Source organism: Mesorhizobium sp. M4B.F.Ca.ET.214.01.1.1 (assembly GCF_004791545.1).
Lineage (GTDB): Bacteria > Pseudomonadota > Alphaproteobacteria > Rhizobiales > Rhizobiaceae > Mesorhizobium > Mesorhizobium abyssinicae.
The window spans coordinates 65,907-86,691 of sequence record NZ_SRUX01000001.1 but is presented as its reverse complement, the minus strand read 5'-3'; the positions used below and the strand labels follow the sequence as shown (position 1 = coordinate 86,691).

Genomic DNA, 20,785 nt, shown 5'->3' with positions numbered 1-20,785 from the left:
TTCCTATCCTTCGGACAAAGACCGCAGCGGAGGCCGGCCCAGCGGGCCGTTTCGATTATTCAATTGTTATTGGACTATCGCGCTCCAAGGGTCTTTCCTAGGCGTCCCCCACGCCCCGGAGTCCCCGCCATGCAACTCACCCGTCGGACGCTGATCGCCGTCAGCCTTTCGCTTACCCTCACCCTCACGCCATCCGCCGCCGTCTTCGCCGCCTCGCCGGCCCCAGCCAAGGGCGAGCACGGCATGGTGGTGACGGCCCAGCATCTCGCTTCGGAAGTCGGTGTCGATGTGCTGAAGAAGGGCGGCAACGCTGTCGATGCCGCGGTCGCCGTCGGCTACGCGTTGGCCGTCGTCTATCCCAACGCCGGCAACATCGGCGGCGGCGGCTTCATGACCATTCGCCTCAAGGACGGCCGTTCGACCTTCCTCGATTTCCGCGAGCGCGCGCCGCTCGCCGCGACCAAGACCATGTATCTCGACAAGGACGGCAAGCCGGTGAAGGGCGCCAGCCTCGACGGCTATCTCGCCGTCGGCGTGCCGGGCTCCGTTGCCGGTTTCGAGATGGCGCGCGAGAAATATGGCACGCTCACCAGGCAGGACCTGATGGCGCCGGCGATTGCCTATGCCAGGGACGGTTTCGTCCTCAACCAGGGCGACGCCGCCTCCTTCGCCGGCGGCGCCGAACGGCTGGCCAAGGATCCGGCGGCGGCCGCCATCTTCCTGAAAAAGGACGGCAAGCCCTACGGCATCGGCGAGAAGCTCGCCCAGCCGGACCTCGCCGCCTCTCTGTCAGCCATTTCCGAGAAGGGGCCGGACGCTTTCTACAAGGGCGCCATCGCCGACGCGATCGTCAAGGCAAGCGGGGCCAAGGGCGGCATCCTCGCCAAGGGCGATTTCGAGCAATATGCCGTGCGCGAGCTGAAGCCGGTGACCTGCTCCTATCGCGGCTACGAGATCATCTCTTCGCCGCCGCCGAGCTCGGGCGGCGTCATCATCTGCGAAATTCTCAACGTGCTCGAGCTCTATCCGCTGTCCTATCTCGGCGCGGGGTCGGCCGGAACGGTGCATGTCATGGTCGAAGCCATGCGCTACGCCTATGTCGACCGCAATTCGGCGCTCGGCGACCCGGATTTCGTCGACAATCCGGTCGAGAAGCTGCTCGACAAGGGTTACGCCAAGGACATTCGTGACAAGATCGATCCGTTCCGCGCGGGCGTGTCGAAGGACCTGATGCCGAAAGGCTTCGGCGAGTCGAAGGAGACCACCCACTATTCGATCATCGACAAGGATGGCAATGCCGTCGCGGTGACCTATACGCTGAACGGCTCCTTCGGTGCCGGCGTCGTTGCCGACGGCACCGGCATCCTGCTCAACAACGAGATGGACGATTTCACCCAGAAGCCGGGCGTGCCCAATCTCTACGGGCTGGTCCAGGGCGAGGCCAACGCGATCGAGCCGAAGAAGACGCCGCTATCCTCGATGAGCCCGACCGTGGTCACCAAGGACGGCAAGCCGTTCATGGTCATCGGCAGCCCCGGCGGCTCGCGCATCATCACCATCACGCTGGAGGCGATCGTCAACGTCATCGACCATGGCATGAACATCCAGGAGGCGATCGACGCCCCGCGCATCCATCACCAATGGCTGCCGGATACCGTCTATGTCGAGCCGTTCGGCCTGTCGCCGGATACCGAGAGGCTGCTTGCCGGCATGGGCTACCATCTCGAACTCGCCGACAAGACCTGGGGCCAGGCAGCCGGCATCCTGGTCGGCGGCAAGAGCCTGGGCGAAATCGAGAAGGGCGGCGGCGCCCGCTACAACGGCGCCATCGACAGCCGCGCCGCGGCGGGCGAGGCGCTTGGGTACTAGAGCAATTTCAGGAAAAGTGTGAACGGTCAGGCTCGGCGACTTCGCCGTAGCCTTCCGTCCGGAATTGCGTCAAACCAAAAAGATAAAGCGGTTCCGCCGTTTCCATGAAACGCTCTAGGACTGGTCTAGGCCTGGGTCAGATGACCAGCGTCAGCGTGGAAGCCAAGAGCATAAGGGCGGCGATGCCGACGAACAGGGCATAGAGGCGGGGACGGTCGAGCAGCAGCGCGTTGCCCGATATCCAGGCGGATGTCGCGCCGCCAAGCGCGAACAGGAAGCCGTTGCGGTGGCCGAACGTCATCGAGGCGGCCATCAGCCCGCCAATGATCAGCGCGCCGAACACGATGATGACCGCGACGGCGTATTTCTCGAAATCGTTGCCGCTCCCCATGGCCGGGCCGATCGCGTTCAAGTTCGACAGCTCGTCCGGATCGAAGGGGCTGGTCGACCCATATTCGTCATGACCGACGGGTTCTCGCATCACTCAATCTCCGCTGCCCGGCAACAAACCATCAACATCCGCCGAGCGCAACCCGAACGCGCCTTGCCGGGGGCATCCGCCGCGATCTTCAACATCTTCTGGTGCCGACGTGCCACGGTTTGCGGGCGCCATTCAACGATTGCGGCATGGCTTCCGTTCCACGCGCTTGAATTATCTGGAAAAATCGCTGCGCACGATGCCGTGCCGCTGCAGCTTGTCGTAGAAGGTCTTGCGCGGGATCCCCAGCGCCTCGATCGTGCGCCGGACATCGCCGTCATTGCGGCCAAGTGTCTCGCGGATGATCTCGGCCTCGTAGCGCTCGAGACGTTCGGGCAGCGCCATGGCCGCATCCGATTCGGCCGGGGCAGGGGCTTCGGCGTGGCCGGCATCTTCAAGCCCCAGTACGAAGCGTTCGGCGAAATGGGTGAGCTCGCGCACATTGCCGGGCCAATCATGCTCCCTCAAATGCCGGTGCACGGCCGCAGGCACGGCCGGCATCGGGCGTCGGAAACGAGCGGCGGCGCGCTCGGCGAAATAGCCGAACAAAAGGGCCACGTCGTCGCGGCGCTCGCGCAGCGGCGGGATCGACAGCGTCACCACGTTCAGCCGGTAATAGAGGTCCTCACGGAAGGCGCCGCGCTGGGCTGGATCACCGAGATCGACCTTGGCGGCGGCGACGACGCGCAGGTCGACAGGCCGAATTTCGTTGGTGCCGAGCGGCGTTACCTCGCGCATTTCCAGCACCCTCAGCATCTGCACCTGGGTCGAGGGCGGCATGCTCTCGATCTCGTCGAGGAACAGCGTGCCGCCGCTCGAATGCTCGATGCGGCCAATGCGCTTCTTCTGCGCGCCGGTAAAGGCGCCGGCCTCATGGCCGAACAATTCGCTCTCGATCACGGTCTCCGGCAGCGTGCCGCAGTTCAGCGCCACGAAATTGCCCTGGGCGCGGCGGCTCCAGCGGTGCAGGAGGCTCGCCACCACCTCCTTGCCGGAGCCGGTCTCGCCGGTCACCAGCACGTCGACGTCGGTGTCGGCGATCTGCCTCAGCGTCCGGCGCAGCCGCTCCATCGCCGGTGTCTGGCCGATCAGCGGCAGGCTGTCCTGCGCCTGCTCGGCCGCCTCGCGCAAGGCGCGGTTTTCCATCACCAGTCGGCGCTTTTCCGCTGCCCGCCACACACTCTGGGCCAGCCGGTCGGCGGCGAAGGGTTTGGTGATGAAGTCGTAGGCGCCGTCCTTGATCGCCTTCACGGCCATGGCGATGTCGCCATGTCCGGTGACGAGGATGACTGGAATGTCCGGATCTACCTCCACGATGCGGTCGAAAAGCTGCAATCCGTCGATCTCGGGCATGCGGATGTCGGACACCACCACGCCGGCGAACCCGGCGTCGAGCCCCGCCAGAGCCTCCCTCGCCACCGAAAACGCCGATACCGCGAAACCGGCGAGCTCCAGCGTCTGCCGCGTCGCCTTCAGGAGATCGGCGTCGTCGTCGATCAGGATGACCGGGGCGGGCTGGTTGGTCGCCATGCTAGGCTGCTTTCGCAAGATGGATGGTGAAACGGGTGCCTTCCGCGCCGCTGGCGACCTCGATGCGCCCGCCATAGTCGGCGACGATGTCCTTCGAGATGACGAGGCCTAGCCCAAGCCCTTTTTCCTTCGAGGTGTTGAAGGGCGTGAACAGCGATTTCAGGATCGCCGGCGGAATGCCCGGGCCGTTGTCCGAGACGCTGAGCACGACGCCGTCGTCTCTTTCCTCGACCGAAACCTCGACCCTGGCGCCGTCGCGGCCGTCCAGTGCCTCCAGCGCGTTCTGGAACAGGTTGATCAACACCTGTTCCAACCGCACCCGATTTCCCATCACCTTGAGCGCGGGCGGCGGCAGCTTTATCTCGAGCGCGTCGAGCCGGCCGGCGAAACGGCTCCTGAGCAGCACCACCGCGCCCTCGATGACGCCGCGCAACTCGACCGGCTCGGCTGCGGTGCGGCCCTTGCGGGCGAAGGTTTTCAACTCTTCTGTGATGGTGCCGATGCGCTCGGTCAGCGCCGCGATTGCGCCGAGGTTTTCTTCGGCCGGGGCAGTCTGCTTGCGGTCGAGGAAGACGCGCGCATTGTCGGCATAGGCGCGGATGGTCGCCACCGGCTGGTTGATCTCATGCGCGACACCGGCGGCGACCTGGCCGAGGATGGCCAGCCGATTGGCCTGCACCAGCTCCTGCTGCACCACCTGCAGCTTGGCCTCGGTGCTGCGATGGTCGGTGATCTCCGCCTGCAGACGGTCGCGGGCGCGGCTCAGATCCTCGGTGCGCTCGACGACTCGACGTTCGAGCTCGGCGCGCGTCGCCTGTTCGGCGGCGATCCGCATCTGCGCGGATTGCCGGCGCCATAAGAGATAGGCGGCAAGGCCGATGAGCGGCCCGATGACGCCAAGCGCCAGGAGCCGCATCTCACGCTGGGCGGCGGCGATCGGCGCCTCGGCCGGAACGAGATAGTCGAGCCGCCACGGCGTCGAGGCGACCGGCGTCGACAGCCTGAGATACTCGCCGTCGCTGCCGCCCGGCGTGATCGCATGCACTATGGACACGTCGGCGCTCAAGGTTTCCGGCCGCGCGATCGGCAGCGGCACCAGCGGCGCGTCGCCGAACTGCTGGCTGTCGCGGATTTCGGCAAGGGTGGCGCCGGCAAGCGGCGCCGTCGTCATGAAACGCCAGGACGGCACGCTGGTGATCAGCACGACGCCATGCTCGTCGCTGACATAGGCCGGGCGGTTCGCCTCGTGCCAGTCAGCCTCGAGCTGGTCGAACTCCATCTTGACGACGACGACGCCGAGCGGCGCCGAGGCGCTGCCGACGCGGCGCGAGATGTAGAGGCCCGGGCGCTTGCTGACATTGCCGAGCGCGAAATACTCGGCCGTTCCCGTCTGCATGGCGCGGGAGAAATAGGCGCGGAAGCCGTAGTCGTTCCCGACGAAGCTGGTCGGCTCGCGCCAGTTGCTCGACGCGACCGCCAGGCCGTTGGTGCCGGTGACGTAGAGCACCGACGCCTTGGTGCCGGACACCAGCCCTTCGAGCTTGCGGTTGAGCACGTCGATCGCGGCAGCGCTGCGCGCGGCCAGCGCGTCATGCACCTGCTGGTCCTCGGACAGGAGCAGCGGCAGCGCGCGCGGGTTTTCCAGCACAGCGCGCAGCAGCGCCACCTTCAGATTAGCGTCGGTGCGCCCCTGTGCGGCAAGCGCGTCGACCTCGACCGCGCGGCCATAGAGGCCGGCGCCGTAGAGTGCCGCGGCGATGATGGCGAGCGCCACGCCGGCAAACAGCAGCCAGGCCCGGCGCGCCCTTCTGCCGAGCTGCTCGGGCGTTGGAGAAAGGCCGGCGATAGAGCCGGCGGCGGGGCGCTGCAGCATCACCCATCTGTGCATGATTTCGCACAAAACACAATTCGACCCATGCGGATGGCCGCACGCCGCCACCAGACCGGGCGGCCAGCGGATCGAAAAAAGCTAACAAAATCAAAGCAAGTCCGCGCCGGCGAAAACTGGCACGCGGGTTGCAAAGATGGAGTCGGCAGTCGCGAGGCTGTTGGAGGTCAAATGCCCCGGGAGGTCGAGCCTTTCGATCGGGGCGCAACGGAGGACGTCATGCAGACAACATTCGCTGCCGCCGAGCCGCGCGGCAAAATGCCCTTTTATCGGCATCTCTATGTGCAGGTCCTGGCGGCCATCGCCGCCGGCATCCTGCTTGGCCACTTCTATCCCGAACTCGGCGCGTCGCTGAAGCCGCTCGGCGATGCCTTCATCAAGCTGGTCAAGATGGTGATCGCGCCGGTGATCTTCCTGACCGTGGCGACCGGCATCGCCGGCGTCTCCGACCTGCAAAAGGTCGGCCGCGTCGCCGGCAAGGCGATGATCTACTTCCTGTTCTTCTCGACGCTGGCGCTGATCGTCGGTCTCGTCGTCTCCAACGTCGTCCAGCCCGGCGCCGGGATGCACATCAATCCGGCGACGCTCGATGCCAGCAAGGTGTCGACCTTCACCGAGAAGGCGCATGACACCACCATCGTCGGCTTCCTGATGAACATCATTCCCGACACCATCACCGGCGCCTTCGCCCAGGGCGATATCCTGCAGGTGCTGTTCTTCTCGGTGCTGTTTGGTGTCGCCCTCGCGCTGGTTGGCGATCGCGGCCGTCCGGTGGTCGACTTCCTGCAGGCGCTCACCGCGCCGATCTTCCGCCTCGTCGCCATCCTGATGAAGGCCGCCCCCATCGGCGCCTTCGGCGCCATGGCCTTCACCGTCGGCAAGTACGGCATCGGCGCGATCGCCAACCTCGCCTTCCTGATCGGCACCTTCTACCTGACGTCGCTGCTCTTCGTGCTGGTCGTGCTCGGCGCGGTAGCATGGTACAACGGCTTCTCGATCCTGGCGCTGATCCGCTACATCAAGGAAGAGCTGCTGCTGGTGCTCGGCACCTCGTCCTCGGAAGCCGCCCTGCCTGGCTTGATGGCCAAGATGGAACGTGCCGGCTGCAACCGCTCGGTGGTCGGCCTGGTCATCCCGACCGGCTATTCCTTCAACCTCGATGGCACCAACATCTACATGACGCTGGCCGCGCTGTTCATCGCCCAGGCGACCGACACGCCGCTCACCTTCGGCGACCAGATCCTGCTCCTGCTCGTCGCCATGCTGAGCTCCAAGGGTGCCGCCGGCATCACCGGCGCCGGTTTCATTACGCTCGCCGCCACGCTCTCGGTCGTGCCTTCGGTGCCGGTCGCCGGCATGGCGCTGATCCTCGGCGTCGACCGCTTCATGTCGGAATGCCGGGCGCTGACCAACTTCGTCGGCAATGCGGTCGCGACCATCGTCGTGGCGCGCTGGGAAGGCGAACTCGACCAGACGCAATTCGCCGCCGCCATGGCTGGCCAGTTGCCGGAAGAGGCCGACCTGGCGCTGTCCGGGGGTCTCCAGCCCGCCTGATCCAGTCAGGCGCCTCCCAAGCCTGGAGAGGCCGCGGCCGGTAAAACCGGTCGCGGCCTGTTCTTTTTGCCGGTCGCCGCATAGGGTGGCGCGGGCCGTTCGTCCGGCCCAGTCGCAAGCGGCGAGGGGCCGGCATGAGCAGCACGTTTCCCGAGATCTACCTGATCCGCCATGGCGAAACCGAATGGAGCGCCTCGGGCAAGCACACCGGCCGCACCGACATTCCGCTGACGGCGAAGGGCGAGGAAGCCGCCCGCGGCCTCGCCGATCGGCTCAAGGGCCTCACCTTCCAGGCCGTATGGTCGAGCCCTTCGCAACGCGCCTTCAATACCTGCACCTTGGCCGGCTTCGGCGCGGCCGCGATCAGGAAGCTCGACCTGCAGGAATGGGACTACGGCGCCTATGAAGGCGTGACGACGAAGGAGATCGTCGCCGGTCGCCCTGGCTGGAACGTGTTTCGCGACGGCTGTCCGGGGGGCGAACAGGCTAGCGATGTCGGCGCCAGGGCCGACGCCATCATCGCCGCGCTTCGCGCTGTCGCCGGCAATGTGCTCATATTTTCGAGCGCGCATTTCCTGCGCGTGCTAGCGGCGCGATGGATCGGACTGCCGCCTGACGGCGGCGAGCATTTCGTGCTGGACACGGCAAGCCTCAGCATCTTCGGCTACGAGCATGACCTGACCGAGCCGGTGATCCGCCGGTGGAATCAAAAATAGCTTGGCTTGGCAAGATCGATACCTTGGCGTTGGCCGAAACACCCGTCGTTTCGTCATTCTAGGGCGGAACAAGGAGCGAAGCGACGCAGCGCAGACCCTAGAATCCATGCCGTTACTTCAACGCGTTGCAACGGTGCAGAACGATCTCAGTTCTGCACCGCCTCTACCTTTCGAGTGAGGTCACGGCATGGATCCTCGGGTCTGCGCGTTCGCTTCGCTCCGCTCCGCCCGTGGATGACGAAGTTCGGGGCGCAGCCACTAGCCAACTAGCATCGCTACTTCCTCCGCCGTCAAATGACGCGCCTTGCCCTTGGCGAGATCGCCGAGCTGCAGGCGCCCGATCGCCACCCTGATCAGCCTCAACACCTCGACGTCGAAGGCGCCGAGCAGCCGGCGGATCTGGCGGTTGCGGCCTTCGTCGAGCACGACCTCCAGCCAGGCCGTGCGGCCGCCGCTGCGCAGCAGCTCGATCGAGCGCGCCGTCAGCAGTTCGCCGTCGACCGTCGCGCCGTCGCGAAACCGTGCCAACATGGCGTCGTCGGGCGCGGTGCCGATCTGCACGTGATAGGTCTTGTCGATATGCGAGGCCGGATCGAGCAGTCCGTTCGCCCAGCGCGTGTCATTGGTCATCAAAAGCAGGCCTTCGCTGGCCTTGTCCAGCCGCCCGACGGGCGACACGAAGGGCAGGTCGAGCCCCTCGAGGCAATCGTAGACCGTGCCGCGTCCTTCGGGATCGTCGCGGGTTGTGACCAGCCCGCGCGGCTTGTTGATCATCAGATAGACCTTGCGCTCGGCAACGACCTGCTCGCCGTCAACCGCGATACGGTCGCGGTCGAGGTCGACGCGCAGCGATGGATCGCGCGCGACCTTGCCCGCCACCCGCACGCGGCCCTCCGCGATCAGTACCTCGGCCTGCTTGCGCGAGCACAGCCCAAGCTTCGACAGCGCGCGGCTGAGGCTGACACCCGCGCCCGGAGGTCGTCTGATGCTGTGCGGCGGCGGTCGTGCCATGATCCGGCGTTCTTTCCCGATGGACGGCGACAGATGCCACGGGCGGCGGCGGGATCGCAAGCCGCAGCGTTTGCGGTGAGGTGGGCCGGTTTTTGCCGAATGCCTGTCGGGCTGGATGATCGACGCGCTAAGACGTCATTCCGCCGGCGGCGCGCTCAGTCGCCGGAAGGAGACGCCGTCGAACACTGCTGTCACGAAGTCGGTGACGGACATCTTGCGCTTGCGCCCGTCGCTGCAGGCATAGACCGGCCAGCCGTCGTCGCTGCATTCGCTGGCCAGGCAGATCTGGGCGAGGCAGTTCCCCGCGGTCAGCCGGAAACCGCCCTTGCCGGCGAAGCCCTGCAAGAGACTGCCGTCCGCCGAGCGCCACGTCCGTTGGCTGAATTCCGTCCGCAACAGGCGTGGTTCCAGTGGCACTGCAAGGTCGGCATCGCCGGAGCGCCCGGCAAGCTGAAACCGGAAGCGCGCCATGGCGGTCGTGTAGGCCGTGACGGTATCCGATTCATGCGCATAGGCAGTCGCCAGACTGGCTTGGTCGAGCAGATGAGACGCGCGCTCGCCTGCCTCCACCGGCATCATCAAGGCAACGATGGCAACAAGGGCGAAGCAAGCTCGCGACATCGATCTTCCAGCAGCCATACCGATCCGGCGTGCCGGTCTGCCCCCCGGTTCGCCTGCGGCAGCATCGTGCCAATCGGCGCGCGGCGCAAGCCGCCCAAAAGCGGTTGGTTGCGCCTGGCGCAACATAAGACAATACGAGAGGCGGTTGTTGCCTGGGGCTCTTGATACTCGTGGGAGAAAAATGGTGCCCAGAGGCGGATTCGAAGCGAAGGAAATCTGGCTTTGTTTCCAAATAGTTGACGCCCACACAAGAGCAGGGATAGCCAACAAAAATACCAACAAAATATTTCTGTGGATTGGTTCGGTTCCCGGAAATCGCTCTATTCGCTCAATGCCATCGCATCCCAACCTTATCTCAGAAGCGGAGCGTTGAGCAAGTCGCAGGTCCGCTGCTGCCTCCAATTTCCCCGAGATCTGATCGCCCTTACCACTTGAAGATGGCGGCGAGAGCGTCTTTCGACTTGACGCTTACGTCCTTGAAAATATTGAACTTTTCGCGGCATTTGTTACACAGTCTGTTACACGGCTACAGCGTTAATTTAAGCTCTCGGCATCTGAGCTCGCGCGCCCGAGCATCGACCTAATCCGATACTGGCTCGGGGCATCGTTGCTCCCGGAGCTTCAGCGTAGTCTCGCAAAAATTCCCAAGCCGCTTCGGGGCTGACGAGTCTGCGAAGCCGACGAGCGATAGGCAATACCGAGACGCAGACATTACGTGACGGCACTTGATATTGCAGTGCAGCAAGCGTAGAGCACCGCCCGCTTATGGGAGTGTCGTCCATGGCCCTTACCAATGCTGGTAACGAGGCAGAACCTGTCGAACAATCGAGCCATTCTGAGGTCGAGCAGCACAGCACCAAGGTGCTGATGCTGGGCGCGTTGGGCGTGGTTTACGGCGATATCGGCACCAGCCCGATCTATGCATTCCGAGAGGCGTTGCACGCATCGGCCGGTGGCAACGTCGCCAACCGTGGCGACATCCTCGGCGTACTCTCGCTGATCATCTGGTCGCTGACGATCACCGTCACCATCAAATACATCATGTTCGTGCTCCGTGCCGACAATCGCGGCGAGGGCGGGGTGCTGTCGCTGATGGCGCTGGCGCGCAACAGTTTCCCGACGCGCTCGGCGGTGATCCTCGGCATCGGCATTGTCGGCGCGGCGCTTTTTTTCGGCGACGCAGTCATTACGCCGGCGATCTCGGTGCTGTCGGCGGTCGAAGGTATGAATGTCGTCACGCCGACCTTCCAGCCCTATGTGGTGCCGCTGACACTGGCCATTCTGGCGGTCGTGTTTGCGGTACAGCGGTTTGGCACCGGCGGCGTAGGATTGGTGTTCGGGCCCGTTACCGCGCTGTGGTTCCTGGCCATCGGCCTTTCCGGCCTCAACCACATCATGGACGACCCGGAAATCCTGCTGGCAATCAGCCCGCATTATATCGTGTCATTCCTGATCAACTCGCCCGAAGTCGCCTTCGTCACGGTTGGTGCGGTTTTTCTCGCCGTCACCGGCGCTGAGGCGCTCTATGCCGACCTCGGCCATTTCGGGCGCAAGCCGATCGTGCTTGCCTGGCTGGCCATCGTGTTTCCTTGCCTGTTGCTCAACTATGTCGGGCAAGGCGCCTTCGTGCTGGCGAATGGCGGTGTCGTCGGTCATCCCTTCTTCGAGATGAACGAAGGCCGGATGCTTATCCCGATGGTGGTGCTGGCGACGGCGGCGACCGTGATCGCCAGCCAGGCGGTGATCTCCGGCGCTTTCTCGCTGACCAGGCAAGCAGTGCAGCTCAACATGCTGCCGCGCCTGGAAATCCTGCATACGTCGGAAAGACAATCCGGCCAGATCTATATGCCGCGCGTCAACATGCTACTGGCGCTCGTGGTGATGCTGCTGGTGGTCGGCTTTGGCGAATCCAGCAAGCTTGCCTCGGCCTACGGCATTTCGGTGACAGGCAACATGCTGGTGACGAACATACTGCTTTATGTCGTCATGACGCGCATCTGGAAATGGCCGCTCGGCGTCGCGATAGCCTTAATGGCGGTGTTCGTCTTCATCGATACCGGCTTCTTTGCAGCCAACATCGTCAAGGTATTCGAAGGCGGCTGGGCCTCGCTTGCCATTGCCGCAGTGATCGTGATGACCATGTGGACTTGGATAAGAGGCACCAGGTATCTATTCGACAAGACGCGCAGGAACGAGATTCCGCTCGATTCCCTTGCAGGCAATCTGTTGAAGAGGAAACCGCAGCTGATGTCCGGTACGGCCGTGTTCCTGACCAGCGATCCCGCCAGCGCGCCGACCGCGTTGATGCACAGCCTGAAGCACTACAAGGTGCTGCACGAACAGAATGTCATCCTCTCGGTGGTGACGGCGCAACAACCCGTCGTGCCCGACAGTGACCGGGTCAAGATGGAAACGATCAACGAGCTGTTCATGCGGGTGACGCTGACCTTCGGCTATATGGAGCAGCCCAATATCCCGCGCGCGCTGGCGATCTGCCGCAAGCAGGGCTGGAAGTTCGACATCATGACGACCTCTTTCTTCCTGTCGCGGCGCTCGCTCAAGGCCTCGCCCAATTCCGGCATGCCGGTCTGGCAGGACAAGCTGTTCATCGGGCTGGCGCGCACGGCGGCCGACGCAACGGAATATTTCCAGATCCCGACCGGACGCGTCGTCGAGATCGGAACACAGGTGGCGATTTAGTGCATGCCGCAGTTCAGCAGCTGAGAAGCCACTTGAGCGTGTCCATAGAAAGCGCCTCACTGAATACCAAACATCCCCATCCTCTGTTTGGTACGTTTCCAACTCTTGATATCTTGGAATTGACCAAGGATCGCTGCTTGGGTTCTGTCTCGGGAGGCGCGACTTCGGTGAGCAGAACTCTAGCAGCCCTTTCCCAGACTCTCCGCATGAATCGGAGTAGCCTGCTTCCATCGGCGATTTACATGTGGCATCGCCGTTGAGCGACGGCCACCCTTCCGCCCTAATGGGAGGAACAGCTATGGTCAGTAACACCAGCTCAATGAGTGGCATTGCCTATCCCAGCGACCTGGCTTTGTTGAAGCAGGTCTTTGATCGTGTCTGCGCCGAGGCAGGTATCTCCGTTAGTAGCATGCAGGCGGAGCGCCTGAGCGTGAGCGTAATGGCACTGTTCTCGGACGGCGAGTTCGATGAGGCCGTTCTTTATGAACGCCTTAAGCTTGATGCCCGCTCCTTGCCCAGAACGGGCAGCGTATGACCTCCGATCATCAGGAAGTCCTCACGAGCCTTGTAGCTCGTTATGAAACCGTAGTGTCGATACAGGACCGGATCGTTGAGCACGACCGGCGTTTCGGGCCTAGCATCCGAATTGGATGAAGTCCTACTGGAGCGGCTGCTCGTCTCGTTACGGAAGGCCCGCGTCGCCCTGGAGCTGGGCGGTGATCAGGGTGGATTTGCGGCGATAGCGTTCCTCGACGATTTCGAACAGATGGAAGCGCTGTTGGTCGGTGAGGCTGTGAGTTCCGAAGTCATCGAGGATGAGCAGTTGCGCGCGGGTGAGTTTGTCGATGAGGCGTGGGAAGCGGCCATCGAGACGAGCGAGCGCCAAATCCTCGAACAGGCGCGGCACGCGCACATAGAGCACGGAATGATCGAGCCGTGCCGCTTGCCGTCCGAAGGCGCAGGCCAGCCACGACTTGCCGGTTCCGGTCTGGCCGGTGACGATCAGGTTCTCATGAGTTATTTGCCCTGGGCGAGCGCCATGGTGCTGCGCCGGTCGAGTCCGCGCGGCGCGGCAAAGTCGATGTCCTCGATGCAGGCTTCGGGAAAGCGCAGCCTGGCTGAGGCGAGCCGGTTCCGGACGCGCTTGTCGGCCCGCATGGCGACCTCGCGGTCGAGCATCAGGCCGAGCCACTCGTCACGGCTGAGTTCGTTGGCGTTGTTGCGTTCGGCCAGTTCGCGCCAGGCGGCAGCCATGCCGGCCAGACCGAGGGCCTGCATCTGGTCGAGGGTAGGGTTCGTCAGCATTCTTTCTTTTTCCTTCACGGTAATAGGTGGAGCCGCGGATGTTGGCGTCTGGGGTGTCGGCTTTGCCGGTTCTGCGGAGCTGGCCCGGTCGAGGCCGGCTTTGAGGATGGCGGTGACGGAGGAGTAGGCGATCGCGTTGATCAGCAGCGCCCGCTCGCAGGCGGCATCGAGACGCTCCGGCCCATAGCGCGGCGCCAGCGACAGGATGCCCATGGCCGAGCGATATCCCTGTTCCGGATGCGGCCGGTCGCGCATCATGCGCTCGACCAGGATGGCGGCGTTGGGGCCGATCCTGGCCGCCCTGCTGATCAGGCTGGCCGGCGTGGTGTTGGCGTAGCGCTGGTGCGCCTTGGGCATGTGTTCGTTGACGGTGACATGGCCGGAACGCTGCGAGCGACGGACATGGCTGGCGACACGCTGGTGATCGTGGAAGATCTCGACCACTCCATGCGTGAGCCGCACCTCGACGGTGCGCCCGATCAGCCGGTGCGGCACCGAATAGAAGGTCTTGTCGACCTCGACATGGTAGTCAGGATGCACCTTCGCCGACTTCCACTCGGCGTATTCGAACGGTGCCGCCGGCAGCGGCTTCAAGGCAGCCCGCTCGATCTCCTCGAACGGTTCGCGGCGGCTTTGGCCGATATGGCGCATCGGCCGGTTGTTCAGCTCCTCGAGCAGTTCGGCGATCGCCGCGTTGAGCTCGGCGATCGAGAAGAAGGATCGGTTCCTCAGCCGCGCCAGAATCCAGCGCTCGACGATCAGCACCGCGCCTTCGACCTTGGCCTTGTCGCGCGGCTTGCGGCTGCGGGTCGGCAGGATGGTGGTCTGCTAGTGCTCGGCCATCGCGGCAAAGGTCGCGTTCAGCGTCGGCTCGAACCACAGCGCCTTGACGACACCGGCCTTCAGGTTGTCGCACACGATCGCTCTGGTGACGCCGCCGAAGAAGGCGAGCGCTCGCACCTGGCCCTCGATCCAGTCCGGCAGCTTCTGGCTGGAGCTGGCAAAGGCGAAGGTCAGATTGGAGGCGCCCAGCACCGCGACAAAAATCTGCGCCGGGTAAATGATGCCAGTCGCCGGATCGATCACCGGCACCGTCTGCCCGGCATAGTCCGTCTGCATCACCGCGCCCGCCGCATGCCGATTGCGGAATGTCGCGCTCGTCCGGCGCTCGAAAGCGGCGAAGTGCTCGCAGAACCAGGTGTAGCCGTAGCCGTCGGGGTTGGCGGCGCGATACTCCTGCCACAACAGCGTCAGCGTCACCCCCTTGCGCTTCAACTCCCTGGCGATCAGCGCAAAGTTCGGTTCGCTTAGGTCTTGCGGCGGACGACCGGCACGGCCAAACAGCAGCCGCTCAAGTGTCGCGTCGTCGTGCGATATCGCTGGCTCGCCTCGTGACCGATCGGGATAGGAGCGATGCAGTCTTTCTGGGGCGGATGAAGGAACCTTTGACACGGTTCGGAATACACCGCGTCGTGACGCAATATGCCGCCATGGCGAGAAAAACCGTGCCGACCGTGGCCACGAAGCGCGTCAGGCCGTGGCCACGAAGCGCGTCAGCCCCATACGATTCGTCACACGACAGCCGTCCACCTCCTGCGTGCCGGCGTCGATATCGACACGATCCGCGCCTGGCTCGGCCATGTGTCGTTGGACACCACGCACATCTACGCCGAGGTTGATCTGGAAATGAAGGCAAAGGCGTTGGCCAAGGTTGAAGTCAGCGGCTTGAAAGAGCCCCCACGGCAGCGATCTCTGCCGTCATTAATGGCATTCCTGAAAGCCCTGTAGCGAACTACCATCGCCGTTCTTCTTATGTGGCGGCTTGGGCCAAGGAAATCACTGACATCCTTGGCTCATCCCCCGGAGACGCAACATAAATTTGGCCGCAACATAACAGGTGAAGTGTTATGCCGAACATATTAGCCGCTTCTGCGAACTCTTTCGCAGTTTCGAGCAGCGGCTTTCGCCGATGATGCGCCAGGAGCATGCGGCCGGCGACAAGGTCTTCGTCGACTATTCCGGCAAGAAGATCCCGATTGTTGATCGCAAGACCGGTGAGATCCGCGAGGCAGAGATCTTCGTGGCAGTGCTCGGCGCATCCAGCTTCACCTTTGCGGAGGCAACTTGGACGCAAACGCTCCCGGACTGGATCGGCTCGCATGTCCGGATGTTTCGTTTCTTCGGAGGCGTTCCCCGGCTGATCGTTCCCGACAATCTGAAGTCGGGCGTCAGCAGCGCCAGCTTCTACGACCCCGAGATCAACCGCAGCTAGGGGAGGGGATTTCGTTGACCATCGGCCGGCAGAGGAGCGGGCCGAGCGTTTCGTGACATGACCGAACGGAATTTCGTCCGGCTGCGCAAAAAGGTGCCCTGTCGAGACTTACTTGTTAGCAGGGACGAACTCGTGAAGAGTTAAACGACTGATAAGGCAACATTATCATTCGTTTTATGATGCCGACAAGCACAGCGCTTTCTGCGCAAATAGATTGCTAAAAGCGCCGTCATGACTCATCGTGCTTGCGATGATTCTGCGACCCAACCCCTCTCTGTCTCGCCGTGGCGTGCTTGGCGGCGCCTCTTCGATCGCACCGATGGCAACGGTGCCGACCTGGGTTGCGCGGGGCCGCCCTCGACACCCAAACGGTTGCGGGACAAGGCATCGAGGACATTGCAGTCACGGCCGGCGCCGCCATCGGCGCGCTCGATGCGGTGGTCCGCCGGCAGGAGCGGTGGGCCGGCGCCTGGCGGCAGCGCCTGGCGCTTTCGGCGGCTGCGGTCACGGCACGGCAGGCAGGGCGCGTCGAGGACGAAGCGGCCTTGCGCGATGCCGTATTGCTCACAAGACCGGGCGGCAATGTCGGTCCCGCCGGCCTTTTCTTTCTTGCTTGGCGGCGGCTGGCATCTCGGCCAGCGGACGATCTGCTAACGGAGAAAAATGTCGCGGCGGTGCTGGAAGATCTAGGTCTCACGCTCAACGATGAGGCGGTCAGCGATCTGACGGACGATCTGCGACAGCTTGCCGCCAACACCGGCACGGTCGAAACGCTGGTCGGGGCCTTCGCGGCCGCGGAGCGTTACGGCCTCCGGCGCGTTCTCGGAGCCTGGCTTGCCGATGTCTTGCTCGCGCAGCGGCTAGGCTGGACACATGCAATCCCTTTGTTGGGCGCCAAAGCGACCTTAGTTGTGGGTACGTGCCGGGCGCGTCGACCAGTGACTGCCGCTCTGGCTGCCGGCGCCGAAACGGAAGCCGATTGGGCCAAAAGCCTGCTGGCCGCGCAGGCGCGCGCTGCGCTGCGCGCCATTGATCTTTTCGCCGAACTTGAGCGCCGGGCGGACCGGCTGCTTGCGGTTGCGCCGAAACTCAGGGCCAAGGCGGCGGACGTCGTCGTGGAAAAAGCTGCTCTCTGACGACGCGATCGTCGCCTCAGAACAAATCGCCGGCATGAGCGATCGCGGCCTGCGCCGCCTGTTCGACCGGCTGGTCGAGCTCGGTGCCGTGCGTGAATTGTCCGGCCGCGCTACCTTCCGCATCTACGGGCTGTGAAGACAATGGCGGAGAGTGCACGTAGGCGAGGAGGGAGCCGGCCAGATGACCGTCGATCAGCTGACCAGCTGTTTGACCGGGAACTGGATCATCTGCCGCCGGAAGCGCGTTGGCGTGAATGGATGCACCGGGTCGAAGCAACGATCTTCGCCGCTAGCGAGCCGGTCGACCGCGAAATGCTCGCCCGCATCGTCGGGAAAAGCTGCAGCATTGATCTTCTCATCGACGACATCCGCGAGGAGCTGCGCGGCCGCCCTTACGATCTGGTTTCGGTCGCCGGCGGCTGGAAACATTTGACCCGGCCTGCCTATGCAGACGCCATCCGTGCTGCTGTAGGTGGAAGTGGGAAGACGGCCGACCTTACGCAGTCGGAGGTTTTGGTGCTGATGTGCATCGGCTACTTCCAGCCGATCACCCGCGCCGAACTGTCGTCTTTCTTCGGCAACGAGATCAGTCGCGATTTTATTGGTCATCTGCGCGGTGCCGGCCTGATCGCTTCCGGTCCGCGCAGCCCAACGCCGGGCGCGCCCTACACCTATGTGACGACAAAAGAATTCCTGCTGGAGTTCGGGCTCGACACGCTGCGCGACCTGCCGGATTTCGAAGCCCTCGAGGACGCTGGACTGCTCTCGAAGGAGAAGCTACTCGCAGGTGATATCATGCCAGGATTATACAACGACGAGGAAGAGCATGCTTAGCGTCGGCACTGATGAATAATACGCTGCCTGGCCGGTGGCCGCAGTTCGCGGCGTCCTCAACAGGATCTACGACCGGGGTTCGCGAGATGACGTGAGGAGACGCTGTCGGGCGTGGGGCGTTGCCTAGAAAATGGTGGGGGGAAATATGCCTGTAGCTCGTATTGAACGTGTCATTGGCGGTTTGGTAACCGCGTGGGCCGAGCCCGGTTCTGATGGCTACTTTGCCTGCCATCACTTTGGATCTAACGTGCATCCAGCCCACCTCTCCAGTTTGGATGAGGTGGCGGATTTCCTACGTTCGCATCTCGGCAGCGGTGTTCGCATGAACCCCGGCTGGGTCAAGATTGTACGGAACATCCACATCGATGGGGTTTTGCTCCGCTGATCGGCGCGAGCCGTTCTGGAGAGCCAAAAACGCCGGTGGCGGTGAATGATGGGTCACTCGCAGGCGCGCTGCCTGGTGTGAAGTTGTATCCATCGAGAGTGCTATTTAAGCCGCCGGACGGACCCTGGATAAGCAAATCATCCCAAGAAAAATCCTAGACAAATCATGAGACGGCGCTTCTAATTGCTGAGCCGACCGAAATAGCGGGTTGCGCATGTCTCTCAGTGCTTTGGGGGTTATTGCGAGAGACAGATTGCAATTCTGAACTCTGTTATAACGGCAAGGATACCCAGGGTTTGGGGGAGGGGATTTCGTGATTATCGCGGATAATGAAACCGCCATCGACTACCTGTATTACGAGACGGTCGCTAAAACGGTCGTCAAGCTGATCAGGCAGAAGTCGAAGGAACCGTTGACGATCGGGTTGCACGGCGACTGGGGAGCGGGCAAATCCAGCACGCTGCTGATGATTGAGTCGGCATTCAAGGGACAGACAGACACCCTGTGTGTCCGGTTCAACGGCTGGCTGTTTGAGGGATACGACGACGCGAAGGCGGTGCTGATCGAGACGATCGTCGCAGCCCTCCTCAAGGAGAGGTCCGGGATCGCCAAGGTGGCGGACAAGGCCTGGGACGTCCTGAAGGCCGTCAACTGGATGAAGGCCGCCCGCACCGCAGGCAGCCTGGCGTTCACCATGGCGACCGGGATCCCCGGTCCGGACCTGATCCAGGGGATTGGTTCGATCGCGGGCAAGGTGATTAGCGATCCCAAGGCCTACCTGACCGGCGACGTGTTCAACAAGGTCATGGACGGTGCGGCGGAGCATTTTAAGGAGGCCGCACCTTCCGAGACGACGCCGCAACGGATGCACGCCTTTCGCGAAGACTTCGAGGAGCTGCTGGAGCGCGCCAAGGTCGACCGGCTGATCGTCTTGATCGACGACCTCGATCGATGCCTCCCGCAGACGGCGATCGCCACGCTGGAGGCTATCCGCCTGTTCTTGTTCGTGCCGAACGCGGCGTTCGTCATCGCCGCTGACGAGGGCATGATTGAATATGCCGTGCGCAACCACTTTCCCGATCTCCCGGCGGCGGCGGGGCCTACAAGCTACGCGCGCAACTACTTGGAAAAACTGATCCAGGTTCCGTTCCGCATGCCGGCACTTGGCGCGTCGGAGACCTTGGTCTATCTCACCTTGCTGCTCTATCTGGCCTCCGGCGTCAGCGACAGTTCGGTGGAGTTCAAGAGCCTGCTCGAGGTGGCGCGCAAGGCCTTGCAGCGGCCCTGGCTGGGCACCGGCTTCGACCGAGACAAAATCAAGGCGAGGCTGGGGTCCATACCCTCCGATCTGGATGCCGCCCTGCAGCTTGCGGCGGAGATTACGCCGATCCTAACCGAGGGCGCCCACGGCAATCCCCGGCAGATCAAACGCTTCGTCAACACCATGGCCCTGCGCGTCGAGATCGCCAGCGAGCGCGGCTTCCAGGACGATATCAAGCAATCCGTCTTGGCCAAGCTGATGTTGGCGGAGCGATTCGCCCCGGAACTGTTCAACGCGATCGCCCGCGACGCGTCCGCTGACGGCTCCAAGACCATCTCGATCCTCGAGCGGAAGGTGACCTCGAAGGGTGGCAAGGACGCCGATGATGATCCCATGGCCGACTGGCCCAACATCGAGTGGGTCAAGCGCTGGGCGGCGATCACCCCGCCGCTGAACGGCATCGACCTGCGGCCCTACGTGTTTGTCAGCCGCGACCGCAGGACGTCCGCCGGCATCGGTGTCGCCGGCGGCCCCGTGGAAGCCATGATCGAGCGGCTGGCGACGTCGACTCTCGGCGTCACGCAGGTGACGAAGGCCGAGGTGGCTGCGCTCACGCCCGAAGATGCCAACCGGGTGTTCCAGGGCCTCGTGACGAAGATTGATCAGACCGAAGATCTCGGCAAACGGCCGCCGGCGGCCGAGGGTCTGGCGCGCCTTTGCGGAGACCGGCCGGAACTGCGCGAACCGCTGGTTGCATTCCTCGGACGACTGCCGGTGAGCAAGATCGGCGGGTGGGTGGTTAGCGGCTGGGGTGTGGCGGTTGAGGGTCCGCAGGCGCAAGAGTTCGCCGAGCTCGTGGGAGAGTGGGCAACGCAGACCTCGAACAAGCCACTGAGCGTCGTCGCGTCGCTGCAGCTGAACCCGAAGTCGAAGAGAAAGTAACATGGGAACCTCCGGCACCAAGCCCAGTTCCCCCCGGGCGCTGCTCCCAACCTGGGTGGACGACGTCGCCGCGTCGACCCCGTCGGCCCCGCCCCTTCCGACACCGCTTCCCGTGCCCGCCCCGCCGGGGCAGCCCGGAGCAACTCCGGTTCCTGCCCCGTCGGGCACACCGCCGAACCCGGTTCCCGTGCCACAGCCGCTGCCCCCGCTGGCGTCACCGGCGGCGGGCAAGCCACTCGGCTCCGCTCGCTCGGATTTCTCCCGTGCGGCCCGCTCGCGCGGG

Annotated in this window: 15 protein-coding genes and 4 pseudogenes; 12 read left to right on the top strand and 7 right to left on the bottom strand. The window is 63.7% G+C overall.

Annotated elements, in window-relative coordinates; genetic code table 11:
* The first annotated feature begins 129 nt into the window (after positions 1-129).
* Positions 130-1,869 (top strand): gamma-glutamyltransferase, encoded by a 1,740-nt coding sequence (gene ggt / locus EN857_RS00405; RefSeq protein WP_135857472.1) that lies wholly within the window; start codon positions 130-132, stop codon positions 1,867-1,869.
* A 136-nt stretch (positions 1,870-2,005) separates the two neighbouring features.
* Here ggt and EN857_RS00400 read toward each other — a convergent pair whose 3' ends face one another.
* From EN857_RS00400 to EN857_RS00390, 3 genes are all read right to left on the bottom strand, one after another.
* Entirely contained in the window at positions 2,006-2,350 is a 345-nt protein-coding gene (locus EN857_RS00400) for a hypothetical protein (protein WP_127310107.1), read from the bottom strand.
* Positions 2,351-2,521: 171 nt separating this feature from the next.
* The gene (locus EN857_RS00395; RefSeq protein ID WP_135857469.1) at positions 2,522-3,877 is read right to left on the bottom strand and encodes a sigma-54 dependent transcriptional regulator; all 1,356 of its coding nucleotides are present in this window, start codon (positions 3,875-3,877) and stop codon (positions 2,522-2,524) included.
* 1 nt (position 3,878) lies between these two features.
* Complete coding sequence (locus EN857_RS00390; RefSeq protein WP_135857945.1) at positions 3,879-5,750, bottom strand: sensor histidine kinase; 1,872 nt, start codon at positions 5,748-5,750, stop codon at positions 3,879-3,881.
* 234 nt (positions 5,751-5,984) lie between these two features.
* On the opposite strand from EN857_RS00390, the gene EN857_RS00385 reads away from it, so the two are divergent.
* Positions 5,985-7,319 carry a dicarboxylate/amino acid:cation symporter gene (locus tag EN857_RS00385; protein WP_135857467.1) on the top strand — a complete coding sequence of 445 codons (1,335 nt, stop codon included), beginning with the start codon at positions 5,985-5,987 and terminating at the stop codon, positions 7,317-7,319.
* Between the two features lie 134 nt (positions 7,320-7,453).
* Positions 7,454-8,035 (top strand): histidine phosphatase family protein, encoded by a 582-nt coding sequence (locus EN857_RS00380; RefSeq protein ID WP_127311538.1) that lies wholly within the window; start codon positions 7,454-7,456, stop codon positions 8,033-8,035.
* Positions 8,036-8,293: 258 nt separating this feature from the next.
* Here the strand turns inward: EN857_RS00380 and EN857_RS00375 are convergent, their stop codons facing one another.
* Both EN857_RS00375 and EN857_RS00370 read right to left on the bottom strand, forming a co-directional pair.
* A complete protein-coding gene (locus EN857_RS00375; RefSeq protein ID WP_127311537.1) occupies positions 8,294-9,046 on the bottom strand; it encodes a pseudouridine synthase in 753 nt (250 codons plus the stop codon).
* A 135-nt stretch (positions 9,047-9,181) separates the two neighbouring features.
* Entirely contained in the window at positions 9,182-9,667 is a 486-nt protein-coding gene (locus EN857_RS00370; RefSeq protein WP_135860504.1) for a hypothetical protein, read from the bottom strand.
* Between the two features lie 780 nt (positions 9,668-10,447).
* On the opposite strand from EN857_RS00370, the gene EN857_RS00365 reads away from it, so the two are divergent.
* A complete protein-coding gene (locus EN857_RS00365) occupies positions 10,448-12,367 on the top strand; it encodes a potassium transporter Kup (protein ID WP_091600265.1) in 1,920 nt (639 codons plus the stop codon).
* A 298-nt stretch (positions 12,368-12,665) separates the two neighbouring features.
* Positions 12,666-12,902 carry a hypothetical protein gene (locus EN857_RS00360; RefSeq protein ID WP_091600251.1) on the top strand — a complete coding sequence of 79 codons (237 nt, stop codon included), beginning with the start codon at positions 12,666-12,668 and terminating at the stop codon, positions 12,900-12,902.
* A 174-nt stretch (positions 12,903-13,076) separates the two neighbouring features.
* Here the strand turns inward: EN857_RS00360 and EN857_RS00355 are convergent.
* Positions 13,077-13,672: pseudogene (locus EN857_RS00355) on the bottom strand (ATP-binding protein); the annotation flags it as partial.
* A gap of 16 nt (positions 13,673-13,688) precedes the next feature.
* Positions 13,689-15,040 (bottom strand): annotated as a pseudogene (istA, locus tag EN857_RS00350) (IS21 family transposase); the annotation flags it as partial.
* 114 nt (positions 15,041-15,154) lie between these two features.
* Here istA and EN857_RS35435 point away from each other — a divergent pair.
* The 7 genes and pseudogenes from EN857_RS35435 to qatA all read left to right on the top strand — a co-directional run.
* A pseudogene (locus tag EN857_RS35435) lies at positions 15,155-15,292 on the top strand (hypothetical protein); the annotation flags it as partial.
* 27 nt (positions 15,293-15,319) lie between these two features.
* Positions 15,320-15,460: a hypothetical protein gene (locus tag EN857_RS35430; RefSeq protein WP_236473399.1), complete on the top strand. Its 141-nt coding sequence runs from the start codon at positions 15,320-15,322 to the stop codon at positions 15,458-15,460.
* A gap of 133 nt (positions 15,461-15,593) precedes the next feature.
* A pseudogene (locus EN857_RS00340) lies at positions 15,594-15,941 on the top strand (IS21 family transposase); the annotation flags it as partial.
* A 344-nt stretch (positions 15,942-16,285) separates the two neighbouring features.
* On the top strand, positions 16,286-17,080 hold the full coding sequence (locus EN857_RS00335) for a DUF1403 family protein (protein WP_329608779.1): 795 nt from the start codon (positions 16,286-16,288) through the stop codon (positions 17,078-17,080).
* A gap of 34 nt (positions 17,081-17,114) precedes the next feature.
* A complete protein-coding gene (locus EN857_RS36270; RefSeq protein WP_329608780.1) occupies positions 17,115-17,216 on the top strand; it encodes a DUF1403 family protein in 102 nt (33 codons plus the stop codon).
* A gap of 5 nt (positions 17,217-17,221) precedes the next feature.
* Positions 17,222-17,914 carry an SMC-Scp complex subunit ScpB gene (locus EN857_RS00330; RefSeq protein WP_091600266.1) on the top strand — a complete coding sequence of 231 codons (693 nt, stop codon included), beginning with the start codon at positions 17,222-17,224 and terminating at the stop codon, positions 17,912-17,914.
* A gap of 698 nt (positions 17,915-18,612) precedes the next feature.
* Positions 18,613-20,502, top strand: a complete 1,890-nt coding sequence (qatA, locus tag EN857_RS00325) for a Qat anti-phage system ATPase QatA (protein WP_091600253.1) — start codon at positions 18,613-18,615, stop codon at positions 20,500-20,502.
* The last annotated feature ends 283 nt before the right edge of the window (positions 20,503-20,785 follow it).

Bases quoted from the DNA above. Each gene is read 5' to 3' on its own strand.
- EN857_RS00390 (WP_135857945.1), bottom strand. From the start codon at position 5,750: ATGCTGCAGCGCCCCGCCGCCGGCTCTATCGCCGGCCTTTCTCCAACG.
- EN857_RS00365 (WP_091600265.1), top strand. From the start codon at position 10,448: ATGGCCCTTACCAATGCTGGTAACGAGGCAGAACCTGTCGAACAATCG.
- ggt (WP_135857472.1), top strand. From the start codon at position 130: ATGCAACTCACCCGTCGGACGCTGATCGCCGTCAGCCTTTCGCTTACC.
- EN857_RS00375 (WP_127311537.1), bottom strand. From the start codon at position 9,046: ATGGCACGACCGCCGCCGCACAGCATCAGACGACCTCCGGGCGCGGGT.
- EN857_RS00395 (WP_135857469.1), bottom strand. From the start codon at position 3,877: ATGGCGACCAACCAGCCCGCCCCGGTCATCCTGATCGACGACGACGCC.
- EN857_RS00360 (WP_091600251.1), top strand. From the start codon at position 12,666: ATGGTCAGTAACACCAGCTCAATGAGTGGCATTGCCTATCCCAGCGAC.
- EN857_RS00370 (WP_135860504.1), bottom strand. From the start codon at position 9,667: ATGTCGCGAGCTTGCTTCGCCCTTGTTGCCATCGTTGCCTTGATGATG.
- EN857_RS00330 (WP_091600266.1), top strand. From the start codon at position 17,222: ATGGCGGAGAGTGCACGTAGGCGAGGAGGGAGCCGGCCAGATGACCGT.
- EN857_RS36270 (WP_329608780.1), top strand. From the start codon at position 17,115: ATGAGCGATCGCGGCCTGCGCCGCCTGTTCGACCGGCTGGTCGAGCTC.
- EN857_RS00400 (WP_127310107.1), bottom strand. From the start codon at position 2,350: ATGCGAGAACCCGTCGGTCATGACGAATATGGGTCGACCAGCCCCTTC.
- EN857_RS00385 (WP_135857467.1), top strand. From the start codon at position 5,985: ATGCAGACAACATTCGCTGCCGCCGAGCCGCGCGGCAAAATGCCCTTT.
- EN857_RS00380 (WP_127311538.1), top strand. From the start codon at position 7,454: ATGAGCAGCACGTTTCCCGAGATCTACCTGATCCGCCATGGCGAAACC.